Source organism: Ruegeria sp. AD6 (assembly GCF_056542325.1).
Map to the genome: position 1 here is coordinate 251,540 of NZ_JBQFZQ010000003.1, position 14,078 is coordinate 265,617.

Annotated in this window: 19 protein-coding genes; 8 read left to right on the forward strand and 11 right to left on the reverse strand. The window is 59.7% G+C overall.

The features are described from left to right. Positions 1 to 22 precede the first annotated feature (22 nt). Genes ACR0KJ_RS09855 through ACR0KJ_RS09875 form a run of 5 tightly spaced genes read right to left on the reverse strand, consistent with a single transcriptional unit; the run spans position 23 to position 4,678 of the window. A complete protein-coding gene (locus ACR0KJ_RS09855; RefSeq protein ID WP_480626559.1) occupies positions 23 to 2,155 on the reverse strand; it encodes a hypothetical protein in 2,133 nt (710 codons plus the stop codon). Beyond that, the gene (gene motA, locus ACR0KJ_RS09860) at positions 2,152 to 3,021 is read right to left on the reverse strand and encodes a flagellar motor stator protein MotA (protein ID WP_170453583.1); all 870 of its coding nucleotides are present in this window, start codon (positions 3,019 to 3,021) and stop codon (positions 2,152 to 2,154) included. Before motA ends, ACR0KJ_RS09855 begins: the two co-directional genes overlap by 4 nt. A 47-nt stretch (positions 3,022 to 3,068) precedes the next feature. After that, entirely contained in the window at positions 3,069 to 3,653 is a 585-nt protein-coding gene (locus tag ACR0KJ_RS09865) for a MotE family protein (RefSeq protein ID WP_480626560.1), read from the reverse strand. After that, entirely contained in the window at positions 3,653 to 4,138 is a 486-nt protein-coding gene (locus tag ACR0KJ_RS09870) for a DUF6468 domain-containing protein (protein ID WP_170623278.1), read from the reverse strand. The genes ACR0KJ_RS09865 and ACR0KJ_RS09870 overlap by 1 nt, the downstream gene beginning before the upstream one ends. A gap of 9 nt (positions 4,139 to 4,147) precedes the next feature. Further along, a complete protein-coding gene (locus ACR0KJ_RS09875; RefSeq protein WP_480626561.1) occupies positions 4,148 to 4,678 on the reverse strand; it encodes a flagellar basal body-associated FliL family protein in 531 nt (176 codons plus the stop codon). Positions 4,679 to 4,764: 86 nt separating this feature from the next. Between ACR0KJ_RS09875 and fliF the strand changes: the two genes are divergently transcribed. From fliF to fliP, 4 genes are read left to right on the forward strand one after another with little or no spacing between them, the layout of a single operon-like run. Beyond that, complete coding sequence (fliF, locus tag ACR0KJ_RS09880; RefSeq protein ID WP_480626562.1) at positions 4,765 to 6,351, forward strand: flagellar basal-body MS-ring/collar protein FliF; 1,587 nt, start codon at positions 4,765 to 4,767, stop codon at positions 6,349 to 6,351. Beyond that, positions 6,351 to 6,947, forward strand: coding sequence for an ABC transporter ATP-binding protein (locus ACR0KJ_RS09885; protein WP_480626563.1), 597 nt, complete (start codon positions 6,351 to 6,353; stop codon positions 6,945 to 6,947). Before fliF ends, ACR0KJ_RS09885 begins: the two co-directional genes overlap by 1 nt. Beyond that, positions 6,940 to 7,227, forward strand: coding sequence for a FliM/FliN family flagellar motor C-terminal domain-containing protein (locus ACR0KJ_RS09890; protein ID WP_170521233.1), 288 nt, complete (start codon positions 6,940 to 6,942; stop codon positions 7,225 to 7,227). Before ACR0KJ_RS09885 ends, ACR0KJ_RS09890 begins: the two co-directional genes overlap by 8 nt. After that, positions 7,227 to 7,955 carry a flagellar type III secretion system pore protein FliP gene (gene fliP, locus ACR0KJ_RS09895; RefSeq protein WP_480626564.1) on the forward strand — a complete coding sequence of 243 codons (729 nt, stop codon included), beginning with the start codon at positions 7,227 to 7,229 and terminating at the stop codon, positions 7,953 to 7,955. The genes ACR0KJ_RS09890 and fliP overlap by 1 nt, the downstream gene beginning before the upstream one ends. Before the next feature lie 106 nt (positions 7,956 to 8,061). On the opposite strand, the gene ACR0KJ_RS09900 is transcribed toward fliP, so the two are convergent. Both ACR0KJ_RS09900 and ACR0KJ_RS09905 read right to left on the reverse strand, forming a co-directional pair. Further along, the gene (locus tag ACR0KJ_RS09900) at positions 8,062 to 8,670 is read right to left on the reverse strand and encodes an ABC transporter substrate-binding protein (protein ID WP_170453589.1); all 609 of its coding nucleotides are present in this window, start codon (positions 8,668 to 8,670) and stop codon (positions 8,062 to 8,064) included. Beyond that, a complete protein-coding gene (locus ACR0KJ_RS09905) occupies positions 8,660 to 9,475 on the reverse strand; it encodes an MlaA family lipoprotein (protein WP_170521239.1) in 816 nt (271 codons plus the stop codon). The genes ACR0KJ_RS09900 and ACR0KJ_RS09905 overlap by 11 nt, the downstream gene beginning before the upstream one ends. Positions 9,476 to 9,766: 291 nt before the next feature. Here ACR0KJ_RS09905 and ACR0KJ_RS09910 point away from each other — a divergent pair, with 291 nt between their 5' ends. Genes ACR0KJ_RS09910 through ACR0KJ_RS09925 form a run of 4 tightly spaced genes read left to right on the forward strand, consistent with a single transcriptional unit; the run spans position 9,767 to position 12,509 of the window. Beyond that, the gene (locus tag ACR0KJ_RS09910) at positions 9,767 to 10,222 is read left to right on the forward strand and encodes a RidA family protein (protein WP_170453591.1); all 456 of its coding nucleotides are present in this window, start codon (positions 9,767 to 9,769) and stop codon (positions 10,220 to 10,222) included. Continuing rightward, positions 10,219 to 10,986, forward strand: a complete 768-nt coding sequence (locus ACR0KJ_RS09915) for a glycerophosphodiester phosphodiesterase family protein (protein WP_480626565.1) — start codon at positions 10,219 to 10,221, stop codon at positions 10,984 to 10,986. Before ACR0KJ_RS09910 ends, ACR0KJ_RS09915 begins: the two co-directional genes overlap by 4 nt. Positions 10,987 to 11,031: 45 nt before the next feature. Continuing rightward, positions 11,032 to 12,219, forward strand: a complete 1,188-nt coding sequence (locus ACR0KJ_RS09920) for a GNAT family N-acetyltransferase (RefSeq protein WP_480626566.1) — start codon at positions 11,032 to 11,034, stop codon at positions 12,217 to 12,219. Further along, positions 12,216 to 12,509, forward strand: a complete 294-nt coding sequence (locus tag ACR0KJ_RS09925; protein ID WP_170453594.1) for a 4a-hydroxytetrahydrobiopterin dehydratase — start codon at positions 12,216 to 12,218, stop codon at positions 12,507 to 12,509. The genes ACR0KJ_RS09920 and ACR0KJ_RS09925 overlap by 4 nt, the downstream gene beginning before the upstream one ends. Here ACR0KJ_RS09925 and ACR0KJ_RS09930 read toward each other — a convergent pair. The 4 genes from ACR0KJ_RS09930 to ACR0KJ_RS09945 all read right to left on the reverse strand — a co-directional run bounded on the left by ACR0KJ_RS09930 (position 12,506) and on the right by ACR0KJ_RS09945 (position 14,032). Further along, on the reverse strand, positions 12,506 to 12,817 hold the full coding sequence (locus ACR0KJ_RS09930) for a hypothetical protein (protein WP_170453595.1): 312 nt from the start codon (positions 12,815 to 12,817) through the stop codon (positions 12,506 to 12,508). The genes ACR0KJ_RS09925 and ACR0KJ_RS09930 overlap by 4 nt on opposite strands. Positions 12,818 to 12,841: 24 nt before the next feature. Next, complete coding sequence (locus ACR0KJ_RS09935; protein WP_480626567.1) at positions 12,842 to 13,186, reverse strand: EF-hand domain-containing protein; 345 nt, start codon at positions 13,184 to 13,186, stop codon at positions 12,842 to 12,844. Between the two features lie 11 nt (positions 13,187 to 13,197). Beyond that, the gene (locus ACR0KJ_RS09940) at positions 13,198 to 13,443 is read right to left on the reverse strand and encodes a glycine zipper 2TM domain-containing protein (protein WP_170521249.1); all 246 of its coding nucleotides are present in this window, start codon (positions 13,441 to 13,443) and stop codon (positions 13,198 to 13,200) included. Between the two features lie 103 nt (positions 13,444 to 13,546). Further along, entirely contained in the window at positions 13,547 to 14,032 is a 486-nt protein-coding gene (locus ACR0KJ_RS09945) for a peroxiredoxin family protein (protein ID WP_170453598.1), read from the reverse strand. Positions 14,033 to 14,078 lie beyond the last annotated feature (46 nt).

The following is a 14,078-nucleotide window of genomic DNA, read 5'->3' on the forward strand; positions in this document are numbered from 1 at the left end:
GGATGCGTGGATCGGCACTGGATCACTCAGACTCCACGGCGTTTAATAACGTGCTGATCTGCTGCCGCGCTTCGATGCTGTCGTTCAACAGGTTGGCCGCATCCGCAAGGGGTTTATCCGCCAACCTCTCGGGCGGGTTTCTCAAGGCTTGCGTGGTTTCGCTCAGCTTTACGTATTTACCTACTGCGTTCGCGTCTGTCTTCTCCAGCAGGTCCGCGAGCCAGAAATACCTATTGGCCGCTTGTAGATCACCCAGTTCGCTCAACACTTCTGCGGCCTTTGCGAATTCTTGGCTGGCCTCCAGCGCGCGGGCCCTCAAAGCACTGGCCTCGTCCGAGGAGTCATCCGCAAGCTCCAGCATCGCCTGATGTGGGCGGTTATTCTGTAACACTGCCCGCGCCCGCAACCGCGCCCGTTCGGATCGTCGTGCGCGGTCTTGGTCCCGGTTGGCAAATGCAAAAGCCCGGGACCTAAAGCCAAGCCCCATCAACCGTTCAGACAGAGCTATCGCCGTCGGCGTTGATACACCGTCGGCTTGATCACCCGACAAAGTCAAAACCTGCCGCAAAAAGGTGACGTCATCAGCACGCTCAGCCAGCAATTGCAGATGCCGGTCCAAAACCGCAGGCGCGTCAGAACCGTCCGGCAGCGTATCGATCAGGTCAAACGCAGCGTCGAATTCCTGGGTCAGTGCCAAAGCAACCGCATGCGTTCTGGTCATCATCGGCCCCATCTCTGACTGGCGGAGTTCCGTCGCATAAGCCGCCGCCAATTCCAGTTCCTGCGGGGAAACGGCCCCCCGGTCGGTCCATCGCTTCTCGACCAGCCGGGCCAGAGCCAATGCGGCCTCATCCGGCGCGTCCGGTGCGGTGATGACCTGGGACAGATGTTCCTCCTCAGCCGCCATATCGCCTTCGGCTTCGGCGACTTTTGCCCTGGCGTGTGAGAGTGCCGGGGTGGTTGCATCCTCAACCCGGTCCACCGACCGCAAGATCCGCCGGGCGGCTTCCAATTCTTCTGCGTTGACCAAAATCGAAGACAACCGAGGCCCGAGACTGCGTCTCAGGTGATCAGGCAGCCGCGCAAAGCCCTGCTCGATCGCCTCAACCCTTGCCTCCGGCGCCAATTCCTGTTCAGCCAACGCCGCCCACAGGGCCGCATCGCTGTCGCAGCGTTGCAGCCCTTGAAACGGAGATGTTGCCGACAGCGGCCGATTGTCCACGATATGGGCGATTGCCTGGACACGGTCCGCGTCAGAGTTTTGATCCGCCAGCATTTTTAGCATTTGAACCGCCTCAGCACCGAAACCATGGAACGCATACAGCCTGGCCAAAGCCATTGCCCGGTCCTCATCCAGATCATCAAACTCTTTGAACAAGCCAGCGCGCAGCTGCGCGACCTGCTCCTGAAACGGTCGCGAATCCGACCATGTTTCAAACCCAAGCTCGACCGTCGTGAAACACGCCGGTTTTGCATCGATTTGCGGGAATTCAGCACCAAGAATGGCATTCAGGTCGTCCAGAACGGTCGACAGCTGCACATTCGACTGCAAGCCGTCGATCATGGGCAAAGCCGGTAAATCGGAGGACCGCCTTGGGCGGATTCCGGCCAGGTTCAGGTCCAGCACCTCTCGGTCCGCGCCCTGCAATAGTCTGGTCGACAACTGATCTTTGAACGCTTGACCGCTCATCGACAGTAAAGGCAATTCGAACGATGTCACGGGGTCTTGACGTGCGCGTTTCTTCTGTGGTTCAGGCCGGGGCGGGGGGATATCGGCCAACAAAGAAGGCAACGCTGTACCCGGCGCGATGTCCAGAACAATCATCGACTTCCGATACAGGAAAGCCGAGGCAACACAGTCGCAGCCGAATTCCAGATCCAGCCCGTCCCCGGGTTTCTTTTGCGACACTGCGGCCAGACGATTTGTGGTCAACCGTCCAAAGACCGCGTTGGTTTGGAAGGTCGCAGCCTCCAGATCGACCGACAATCGCGCCCCGTTCTTGCGATGGGTCAAAACCCAACCCGTGTCGGGCGGCACGTTGAACACCAGTCGTGTGAAGCCCGCGTGTTCACCCGACCGAACCGTCACCTCTTGCGCGAATGCAGGTGACGCAAGCGCGATCAGGGCAGCAATCAGCTTTAAAAGTCGGGTCATGCCGCCGCCTGCTTGAGCTCTTTCAACGCCTCTTCAAGTTCGGAAAAACCGGGGCGGTTATGCGTAGGGGTGTTTTGGCGGCCGACTTCGATGCACATGGCCGCGTTATGGTTGTGCAGGTTGGCGACCAGCACCTCTTTTATGAGTTGATAGAAATGGTTGTCCTCTTCCACAACGGTCTTGAGCTTACCCGCGAAGGGGCCGACCAGCCCGTAGGCCAGAAAAACACCCAGAAATGTCCCCACCAACGCCCCGCCGATCAGCTTGCCCAACACCTCGGGCGGCTGGTCGATCGAGCCCATGGTTTTGATCACACCCAGAACGGCAGCAACAATCCCAAGTGCCGGAAGCCCGTCCGCGACGGTTTGCAACGCGTGGCTCGAGTGCATGGCGTGATGGAAATTCGCCTCCATCCGTTTTTCCAACACCTCCTCGACCTGATGTGGGTCGTCATAGTTCATTGCGGCTGAACGCATCGTGTCGCAGATCAGATCGACGGCTTCTTTGTCGGACTGAATCTTGGGATAGGCGGAAAACAGGCTGGAGTTTTCGGGGTCTTCGATATGTTGTTCAACCTCGACCGGATTGGCCCGCGCGATGCGGATCAGCGAGAACAGCAGGCACAAAAGATCGCGATAGTCTTCGGGCTTCCATTTCGGTCCCTTGAAGACCTTTCCCATGTCTTTGATCGTGTGTTTGACACCGCCGATATCGTTGCTGATCAGAAAGGCCCCAACCGCCGCACCGCCGATCATCATCATCTCGAACGGGAGCGATTTCAGGATGATGGTCATCTTGCCCCCGGCGGCCAGATAGCCGCCGAACACCATCACGAAAATGACGACAATTCCAACAATTCCAATCATTTGCGATCCCCAGATGTGTTCAGGACAGGTTTGGTTTGCATGGCCGTCTACTCTTGCGGTGCGGTGGCGTTACGGCCCGCCATGACGACGCTGACCGTATAGGCCGCATCGGGGCTGAGACCGGCCAGGATGTTCGCGGCGACTTCCGGCGGCATGCGGGACAGAAATCCGGATGCAAATGTCGGGTCCATGGTTTCGAACAAGGCGGCTGCGTCTTTGGGTTTCATGTTCTGGTAGACATCCGTCAGCTGCGTCAGGTCGGTCTCTGCCGCCTTGTCCGCAACCGCCAGGGTCGCACGCAGAGACTCTTCAGCCTCCTGCAACGCCGCCAAGCGGGTTTCGATGGCCTCGCTTGCGATCTGGAGCGCCTTTTCCTTGTCCAACACCACATCTTCACGCTGTTTCACCCGCTTTTCGCGGCGCAGCAGTTCCGTCAGAACGACCTGAACGTCGCGCGTATCGGTTGGGGTTTGGGTGGCTTTGGCCTGTTCAGGCTCGGCAGATTTGGCAAGGGCAGGCCCCGCCTCTAACCCGACGCGGATGGCCGCAGACCCGATCATCAGAAGTGAGATCACCGTCAGCACCCCGGCGCGAGGGCGGTCTCGTCTTTTGGTCGCCCGTCGGATGCCCATCAGGTGGCCTCATTCATCTTGCGGCCGTGCCGAAAGAACATCAGGCCTTCCGGGGCCTTGGCCGTGGTCTCCTCCGCCATATCTTCGGAGTCTTGGTTCGGCTGCTCTTCAGGCGTGGTCTCATCCGCGGCCTCAGGTGATTCTGAAGCCTCGACCTTTGGTGCCTTAGGACCCGCTTTTTCAACCTTTTCTTCTTCGGCTGGAATCACGTCATGCATGGACGCCATCATCAATTCCAACCGCTGTGCCACGCTTTCTGCGCGTTGCGTCAGCTCTTTCAACACATCGCCCGACTGATCCGAGGCAGCGCGCGCGTTGTCGAGGGACTTTTTCAGCTCATCCGCTTGTGACGACAACACAGCCACCGCGCCGCCCACACCTTTTTCAAGGTCGGTGAATCGCCGCAACCTGCGCGACAGGACAAAGCAATACAGACCCGCGCCCAAAGCGCCCGCAACCAGCAAAATATCCGCAATAAGCTCCAATCCCGCCTCCTAATTCAGTACAAATTCCATGACCAGCACGTCGCGCACCCGGCCTTCGCCCGTAACAATCCCGATCCGCCGCAGCAGATGTCCCCGGATCCGCGTCAATGCCAGCGGGTCTTCCAGATCTGACACCTCGACCGCCCGCAGATAGCCGTTCAGCACATCCATGATTCGCGGTTGTATTTTTTCCACATCAGCGATGTACGGAGCGTTAACTTCGAGCTGTGCGTGAAATTTCAGATGGCGCGACTGGCCTTCGATCAGAGAAATGATCACCGGCGGCAAATCGACGAATCCAACATCCGCAAGGGGTTTGGCCTTGCTCTCTTTCGTTTGGTCATCTGTTGCCGATTTTTCAGCCCCGCCGCCAATCGGCAACAGACCTGATGTCGTCAGAAAATAGCCGCCTGCCGCCCCGGCCACGGCCAGAATCAACCCGACCATCAAACCCTTTTTCCCTTTTTTCTCAGGGGTTTCCGCCTGTTCTGCTGTTGCGTCGGCCATGACGTCCTCATCCATCTGCTGTGAATCCGTCATATCCCCTCAGGGACTAACCGATTGTTAAGGGCAATCGTCCAAACAGGGGATGCGCCGGGCAGAATGTCGGCGAGTCGGAGGTGAGCGTGCAGCAGATCGGAACTGTCTGGGCAAGTTTGGACAGGCGAAAACAAATCATCGTTGCCGGTGCGGTTGTGCTGGTGTTTCTCGGGATCCTTGGCATGTCGCGGCTGGCGACCGCGCCGTCGATGACCTTGCTGTATGCGGGGCTGGAAAGCGGTGCCGCTGGTGACATCGTCCGTTCACTGGATCAGCGCGGTGTGCCCTACGAAATCAGGGGCGGATCGATTTATGTGCCCGGCGGGCAGCGGGATGAGCTGCGGATGACGCTGGCCAGCGAAGGCCTGCCCGCGAACGGCAATCGCGGGTACGAGCTGCTGGATTCCCTCAGCGGGTTTGGCACCACATCTCAGATGTTCGATGCCGCCTATTGGCGCGCGAAAGAAGGCGAGCTTGCCCGGACGATCGTCGGCAGCCCTCATGTCAGTCAGGCGCGGGTGCATATCGCAAATGGCTCGGCCAATCCGTTTCAGCGCAGCGTGGCGCCAACGGCGTCGATCTATCTGGTGCCGTCCGGCGCGGATGTGACCGGCGATCAGGCCAAGGCGATCCGGTTTCTGATCGCCTCTGCCGTCAGTGGCCTGGCGCCGGAAAACGTGACGGTTGTCGATTCGAACGGGGCCGTGATTGGCGCGCAGGACACTGCGGTTGCGGCCGAGACGGCGGATGACAAATCCCGCCAACTGCGCGAGCGTGTTCTGCGTCTGGTCGAGGCGCGTGTCGGGGCCGGCAACGCTGTGGTCGAGGTCAGCGTGGACACGGTGACCAAAACCGAATCGATCCGCGAGCGGCGCTTTGATCCCAAAGGGCGCGTCGCGATCAGTACAGATGTCGAAGAGCGTTCGGACAGCGCCCGCAACCAATCTGCGGATGTGACGGTCGCCTCGAACCTGCCCGATGGCGATGGGGCAGGCGGTGATGAATCGAATTCGACCGCAACGCAGACGCGCGAACGGATAAATTACGAAGTCTCCGAAACCGAGTTGGAGGTTCACACAGCACCGGGTGCCATCAAACGTCTGACTGTTGCAGTTCTGGTCAATGGAACGCGCACGGTTGACGCCAGTGGGGCCGAAAGTTTCGCGCCTTTGCCGCAGACCGAATTGGATGCATTAGAGGAGCTGGTTGCCTCGGCCGTTGGATTTGACGCGGACCGCGGGGATGTGATCACCCTGAAATCGCTGGATTTGCCGCCGGTTGACCCGCAGGGGACGTTGGTGTCGGCATCGATGTGGCAGTCCATTCATCTGGACGCGATGTCGCTGATTCAGATGGCTGTATTGGCGGCGGTCTCGCTGGTTCTGGCCATGTTCGTCATCCGCCCGATCCTGATGAAACCCGCCACAGCACCGGCCTTGTTGCCCGCAAGCGCCGGAGATGTCGCCGAAGGCGCACCGGTGCTGACCGGCGAAATCGCACCGGATGGCAGTTCGGACTTCACGCCGCTGACCGCGCAGGCCGAAGTGCCCGCGCTTGGTGTGGCCCCGTCACAGGATCCGGTTGACCGGTTGCGCGCGATGATTGGCGACAAGCAGGAGGAGACGGTCGAAATCCTGCGCAGTTGGCTGGAAGAAGGTGAGGAGCGCGTGTGATGACAATTGCTCATCTTCTTGAAGATTTCACTGTTCAGGCCAACGGCGGGCAGGTTCACCTGCTGGACGAAGACGCCCTGGAGGAACAGCGCCTGGCCGCCTTTGAGCAAGGCTATGGGGCGGGGTGGGAAGACGCGTTGCAGGCGCAGGAACAAAGCCGGGGGCAAATCTCGTCCGAGCTGGGCAAATCGCTTGAGGATATGTCCTTTACCTATACCGAGGCGATCACCCGCATGTCGCTGTCGCTGGAGCCGATGTTCCAGAGCCTGACCAATCTGGTCTTACCGGACATGATCGACCGGGGCTTTGCCGCGCAAATGGTCGAACATCTGTCCGAGATGTCGCGTGAACAGATCGGGCAGCCGATGCAGGTCATTGTGCCGGTCGGATGTATGGCCGAGGTGGACGCCCTGATCCCCGCCACCCTGTCACCGAAGCCGAAAGTGATCGAAGACCCCGCGCTCGAGCAGGGACAGGCCCGGTTGCAGGTCGGTATAGCCCGCAGCGAGGTGGATTGCAGCGCGCTGCTGGCCTCGGTCACGCGGGCCTTCGACGCATATGTATTTGAGGCAAAAGAGGCATTGTCAAATGAGTGACCCCCAGACCCAAAACGTTGAAAAACCGAACCCTTTTGACGCGGTGCCCATCGAAGTGACCGTATCCGTCGGTCGCGCGCGCCCCCTGATCCGGGATTTGCTGAACATGGGCGAAAACGCTGTGCTGACCTTGGACAAAAGGATCGAGGACCCGGTGGATCTGTATGTCGGGGATCAGTTGGTTGCCCGCGGCCTGCTGGAAGAAATGGAGGGCGACCGGGCGGGTCAACTGGCGGTCCGACTGACGGAAATTGCCGATCTGCAAAATGGGATCGGTTGATGCGCCTGCTGATCGGGCTGGTCTTGGCGGCGGTTCTGATGCCGTCGCTTGTGGCCGCGCAGGAGGTCTCGGGATCTTTGGGTGAGGGTGGATCACTCTCGGCGCGTACGATCCAGTTGATCCTTCTGATCACGGTCCTCAGCCTCGCGCCGGGGCTGGCGATCATGATCACCTGTTTTCCGTTCCTGATCACGGTTCTGTCGATCCTGCGTCAAGGGATCGGCCTGCAGCAATCGCCGCCGAATATGCTGATCGTCAGCCTGGCACTGTTTCTGACCTATTTCATCATGGACCCGGTCTTTACAGAGGCCTGGACGACCGGAATCCGCCCGATGATCGACGAAACGATGGAGGTGGAACCAGCGCTGGAGCGCGCGCTGCAGCCGTTTCGCGCCTTTATGGCTGCGCGGTTGGATGGCGATACGTTTCAGGCCATGGCCGCACTGCGCCCGGGGGGGGAGGCGATGGAACTGTCGCCAGATGCCCCGCTGTCCGTTCTGATGCCGTCCTTCATGTTGTCCGAGATCGCGCGCGCGTTTCAGATCGGGTTTCTGATCTTCTTGCCGTTTCTGATCATCGATCTGGTGGTCGCGGCGGTGCTGATGTCGATGGGCATGATGATGGTGCCGCCTGCAATTGTGTCTTTGCCCTTCAAGCTGGCGTTTTTCGTCATCGCCGATGGCTGGGCCCTGATCGCCAGTGCGTTGGTGCGCAGTTACTTGCCTTAGGGCTGCCCCTCTTTCAGACAGTCAATCACGGCTTCAAAGCGCTTGTCTGAACGAAAAGGGCCGCGTTGTGTTCGACAACGCGGCCCAGATGTTTCTGAATAGCCGGTCAGGCTGTGCGGTTCAGATCCTTGATCAACCGGTTCAGGTCGCCGCCACGGGCGTCCAGCATCGCTCCGATCTCGGTGCGTTCGGTCAACAGAAGGTTCACGCCTTCGATGAACATGTTGTAAAACTTGTCGCGCCCAGATTTGTCAGAGACCAGAAACGTCACTTCGAACGGGGATGAGCCCTGCAGTTTGACCATGGTCCGGACCTCAAAACCGGCGCGGATTTTGCGGGCGTTACGTACGTTGACCTCACCGCCGATAAACTCGCGGAAGCGGCGGCCATATTTGCGCGAGATGTAGTGTTGGAAGGCCTTGGTAAACTGCCTCAACTGTGCCGGGCTGGCCGAGCGGGCATCGGCCCCCAACGCATAGCGCGCCATGATCGGCACATCGGCGTATTGCACAAAGATCTTCTCGAAATCGCGCAGCATGGCGTTCTCGGACTTGCCCGAGGCGATGACGCGGTTGATCTCGGCCACGACGCTGTTCACCAGCGCTTTGGCGCTGGCTTCGGTCTGGGCCAGCGCGGGCAAAGGCAGGGCGGTCAGTGCCAATCCGGCCAGACCGGCAGAAAGAAAATGACGACGGTTCAAAGAATTACTCGGCATAGGGGTCCTCGTAAGGGTCTAGGTAGGGGTCCCTGACAGGGTCGGTTCCGATTTCGGCGTAGGGATCGGAGTACAGGTCCAGATAGGCGTCCTCATCATCGCGCGCCAGTTCGAACCGGCGATTTTGCAGATAGATCAGGCGGGCCTGGGCATAGCTGTCGGCGCTTTCATAGAGGATCGAGTCAACCGTGTCCGAAAATCGTCCCCGGTCGCCCATGCGGCGCACAACCTCGGCATAGACGCCAAGGTTGTCGGCGGGCCGGGTCGGAGTGAAATTGATCGGGTTCGAGAACAGGTTGACCACAACGCCGACCGCGTCGCGCGTTGTCGAGGGGCCGTAGAAGGGCAGTTCGACATAAGCCCCCTCACCAAATCCCCAGACATGCAGTGTTTCGCCGAAATCCGTATCGACCGGCGGCAGATTCAGTTCGTCCGCAGGGGCCGACAGGCCAAACCCGCCGACGGTCATGTTGACCACAAAGCGCAGCAACGCGTTGCCCATCTGCTTGGGGTTGCCCTGCAAAAGGTAGTCGACCGCCTGTCCGGGCAACGAGATGTTTTCGGCAAAGGTGCTGAAACTGGTCACCATCGGATCGGGCACGATCTTCACGTACCCTTTCGAGGCTGGGCGGAACAGGAACCGGTCAACGCCCAGATTGAATCTGTGGATGCCGCGGTTGGTGTTTTCGTAGGGGTCAAACACCTCACCCCGGGCGGCCTGCTCGGGCGGCTGGGTGGCGCAGGCCGACAGGATCGGCAACAGGGACAGCACAATAAGGTGTTTCAGGCGCAATCTGCTCAACACGGTCTTAGCTACTCCAAAGTGACCTGACCCGGGCGGGTCGGGCTTTCAATCGATAATATAGTGCCGCGTTGGCACAAGTCGTTGTCACATAGTTGTTTCGCGTCTCAAATGAAACATCTAGCGTTTAGCGCGTCTGCTACTGCGCGGTAAAGTGACATAGCTTCAACACTTCGGAATAAGAGAAGTTACGCCCAGATCGCAGCCGATCGGCAAAATGCCGGTTTATCGCTTTCCCCGCCGCGCCTGACCGGGTAGCGTCCGGCCGAGTCGACAATTGGTGAGGACGATCCCATGAGTATCACAGCAAAACTGGAAAGTCTGGGCGTCAGCCTGCCCGACGCCCCCGCGCCTGCGGCAAACTATGTGCCGTTCGTGCGTATGGGCAACATCGTTTACGTCTCGGGCCAGATTTCGAAAGCGGATGATCTGATCACCGGCAAGCTGGGCGAAGACATGGATGTCGAGGCCGGTGCAGCGGCGGCAAAGGTCTGCGCCATCAACCTGTTGGCACAAGTCAAAGCGGCCTGTGGCGGCGATATCGAAAAGCTGGTGCGCGTGATCAAGCTGACCGGTTTTGTGAACTCGACCGCTGATTTCACCGCCCAGCCGCAGGTGATCAACGGCGCGTCCGATTTTCTGGTCGAGGCGCTGGGCGATGCCGGGCGTCATTCACGATCAGCCGTCAGTGCCGCATCCCTGCCGCTGGGTGTCGCGGTTGAGATCGAAGGAATATTCGAGGTCCAATGACCCCGAGACTGCCACCGGAATTCCTGCAGGTCCCGATTGCGCATCGGGCCCTGCATGACACGTCGGACAACCGCCCGGAAAACAGCCGGGCGGCGATTCAGGCGGCGATTGATGCCGGGTACGGGATCGAGATCGATCTGCAATTGACTGCGGACAATCGTGCGATGGTCTTTCACGACTACGACATGGCGCGTCTGACCGGCCAGCCCGGCCCGATCCGGCGGATCACCTCGGCGCAGGCGGCGGACACCCCATTGCTGCACGGCGATGACGGTATCCCCGCGCTGGACGAGGTTCTTGCGATGGTCGCCGGAAAAGTGCCGCTGCTGATCGAGTTCAAGGATCAGGATGGCGCGATGGGCACCGATATCGGCCTGCTTGAGGCGGATGCCGTGCGGGCCTTGCAAGGTTACGAAGGTCCGGTGGCGCTGATGTCCTTCAACCCAAACAGCGTGGCCGAACTGGCCCGGTTGGCCCCGCATCTGCCGCGCGGGATCGTAACCAGCAGTTATGATCCGCAGGACTGGCCGCTGTCTGACAAAATCTGCGACCACTTGCGCGGCATTCCGGATTTCGACAGGGTCAATGCCAGTTTCATCAGTCATGAGGTCACGGATCTGGACCGCCCGCGTGTCGCCGAGTTGAAGACGCAAGGGGTTCCGATTCTGTGCTGGACCGTGCGCTCGCCCGAGCAAGAGGCACAGGCCCGCGCGGTTGCCGACAATGTGACTTTCGAAGGGTATTTGGCCCCGCATCCGGGTTGAACCCACCCCCGACCGTCACAGATAAAGGTCAGACGCGGAGGGCACATGGATCAGGCGCAAATCGAGGTTCAGGTCGTAGGCACGCTTTCGCAGATTTCTGCGGTCGAGTGGGATGCCTGCGCGTGTCCCGAAGCTGCCGATGGCGGGCGCCCGCTGGACCCGTTCACCACCCATCGGTTTCTGCTGGCGCTGGAAAACAGCGGCTCGGTCGGGCGGGGCACTGGCTGGCAGCCGCAATATCTGACCTGCTATCTGGACGGGATGCTGATTGCGGCGGCACCGATGTATGCCAAGTCGCACAGTCAGGGCGAATATATCTTCGACCATAGCTGGGCACATGCCTATGAAAACGCGGGCGGGCGCTATTATCCCAAGTTGCAGATTGCCGTGCCCTTTACCCCCGCAACCGGGCGGCGGTTTCTGGTGCGTCCGGGCTATGAAGCGATTGGCATGTCGGCGCTGGTGCAGGGTGCGGTGCAACTGGCGGCAGACAATCGGGTCTCGTCAATCCACGCGACTTTTTGTACCGAGGATGAGGCGTTGGCGGGCGAACAGATGGGCCTGATGTTGCGCCAATCGCAACAGTTCCACTGGTTGAACGACACTTATGCCGATTTCGACGGGTTTCTGAACGCCCTGTCCTCGCGCAAGCGCAAGAATATCCGCAAGGAACGGGCGCAGGCAAACGGGTTTGGCGGTGAGATACGCACGCTGACCGGCGATGATCTGCGCCCCGAGCATTGGGATGCGTTCTGGCGGTTCTATCAGGACACCGGCGCGCGGAAATGGGGCTCACCCTACCTGACGCGGCAATTCTTCGATATCGCTCAGGTTACAATGGCCGATGATATGGCCTTGGTGCTGGCCGAGCGGGGCGGGTATCCGATTGCAGGGGCGTTGAACTTTATCGGGCGCGAAACGCTGTTCGGTCGTTACTGGGGCTGTGTCGAACATCACGCCTGCCTGCATTTCGAACTGTGCTATTATAGGGCCATCGACTTTGCCATCGCTCAGGGCTTGAAGCGGGTCGAGGCGGGCGCGCAGGGGGAACACAAGCTGGCGCGCGGGTATCTTCCGACGCGCACCTACAGCCTGCATTGGGTCGGCGATCCGGGATTTGCCGATGCCGTCAAAAAATATCTGGACGCCGAAGGCCGCGCGGTGGGAGAAGAGATTGAGATTCTGACGGATTACGGCCCGTTCAGAAAATCGAACCCGGAGGAACAGCAATGACCGAGCTTTTGTCGACCGAGACCCGTGGCCCCCTTCTGGACCCGCTGTTCAACAATGGCTGGACCATGGTCGAAGGCCGGGACGCGATCACCAAGACCTTCATTTTCGACAATTTCGTTGCCGCCTTTGGCTGGATGACACAGGTGGCGATCTGGGCCGAGAAATGGAATCACCACCCCGAATGGTCCAACGTCTACCGCACGGTCGAGGTGACCCTGTCCACCCATGACGTCGGCGGGTTGTCCGCGCTGGACGCCAAACTGGCGCGCAAGATGGACAGCCTGATCTAGCCCCGATCCCCGCGCGATCCCATTCCGCCGGCCAATGAGGCGGCAACGCCCATCTGCTGGAACTCGGCCGGGGTGACGGTGCCGTCGCTGACATTGATATTTCCGGGGATGCGGGTTGTGCGGTTGCCCACCTGCCGCACGCTGCGTGCAGCCGGATTAATATCAAGGCATTTGGTGTTGTAGCATGTCAGCCCGCTGAGATTGATCTGAATGCGGGGTTGTCCGTCCGGCCCCGTGACAACAGGGGCTTGCGGTACATCACAGGCCGCAAGTGCAACAAGCGCCCCAAAGGCGATCCATTTGTTCATAGCACGCTCCTGTTCAGAGTTGGACTAGTCCAGTCGTTCGTTTCCGTCCTGATCGGCAGAGGTGAAATCGCGACCCATCTGCGCGTCGTATTCTGATCTTGAGATAAAGCCGTCGCCGTTGTGGTCAACGTCCCGGATCTGATTGATGTCCAGAAACGGTTTGGCTTCGTCCAGACCAAGCGTGCCGTTCTTGTCCTCGTCCATCGTTTGAAAGGCGTAATCGGAAAAGGCGTTGAACTCGTCCTTGGACAGAAACCCGTCATTGTTGGTGTCAATGTTGTTCAGTTCTTTTTCATGCAACTCGGCCACGGTTTCCGCGCTGGCTGCACCCGCCAGGGCGACAGTCGCGGCAAGAATAAGTGGTTTCATTCTCAATCCCCTCAACATGCGAATCTCTGCCCTTCAAAACCGCCCGCAGCAGCGCCCGCCGCTGTCAGGATTGCCTTGCCAGACCCGCCTCCGAACTGGTTGCCGATTGCGCCGCCGATCAACGCACCGCCCAAGGTTCCGCTGAGGCAGGCAATCTCGTGCTGGCGCGCGGCTTGTTGTTGCGGGGTGGGGGCCGGACCGCAGGCGGCCAAAACGCCTGCGCTGACCGCAATTAGGGAAATAAATCTGAGGCTCATAAATCAACTCCCGTGTTCTATGCGCCAAGTATTTGCGCAACGGGGCGTTGTATCAAGTTAAATTGGGTTCATCTGGCCCCGACCATGCCGGGGCCGTCAGGGTTCAGATCACGTCCAGCAGGCCTTCGCCCGCGGAAACCTCGCACGCGCCGGGGTTGTCTTCCAGATTCAGGGCTGTGACGGTGCCGTCTTCGACCAGCATGGCATAGCGTTTGGAGCGTGCGATCAGCCCGGCAGGCGGGGCGTCGAAATCCATCCCGATCGCCTTGGTGAACTCGGACGCTGCGTCGCCCAGCAGGGTCAGGCCCGCCTCGGTTGCGCCGGTGGCTTCGCCCCAGGCTTTCATCACGAAGGGGTCGTTGACGGACACGCAGATGATCTCATCCACGCCCTTGGCGTCGAACTGGTCTTTGGTGCGCATGAAGCTGGGCACATGCGCTGAATGGCATGTCGGTGTGAACGCGCCGGGCACGGCAAAGATCACAACTTTGCGGCCTTTGGTTTTGTCTGAAATCCGCACCTCTTCCGGGCCGTTCGCACCCAGTTGAGTGAGAGTCGCATCTGGTAGCTGGTCACCTGTCGAAATCATTTATAGCACTCCTGTTGATTGGATTTGCAGAGTCGGGTTCAGCCGC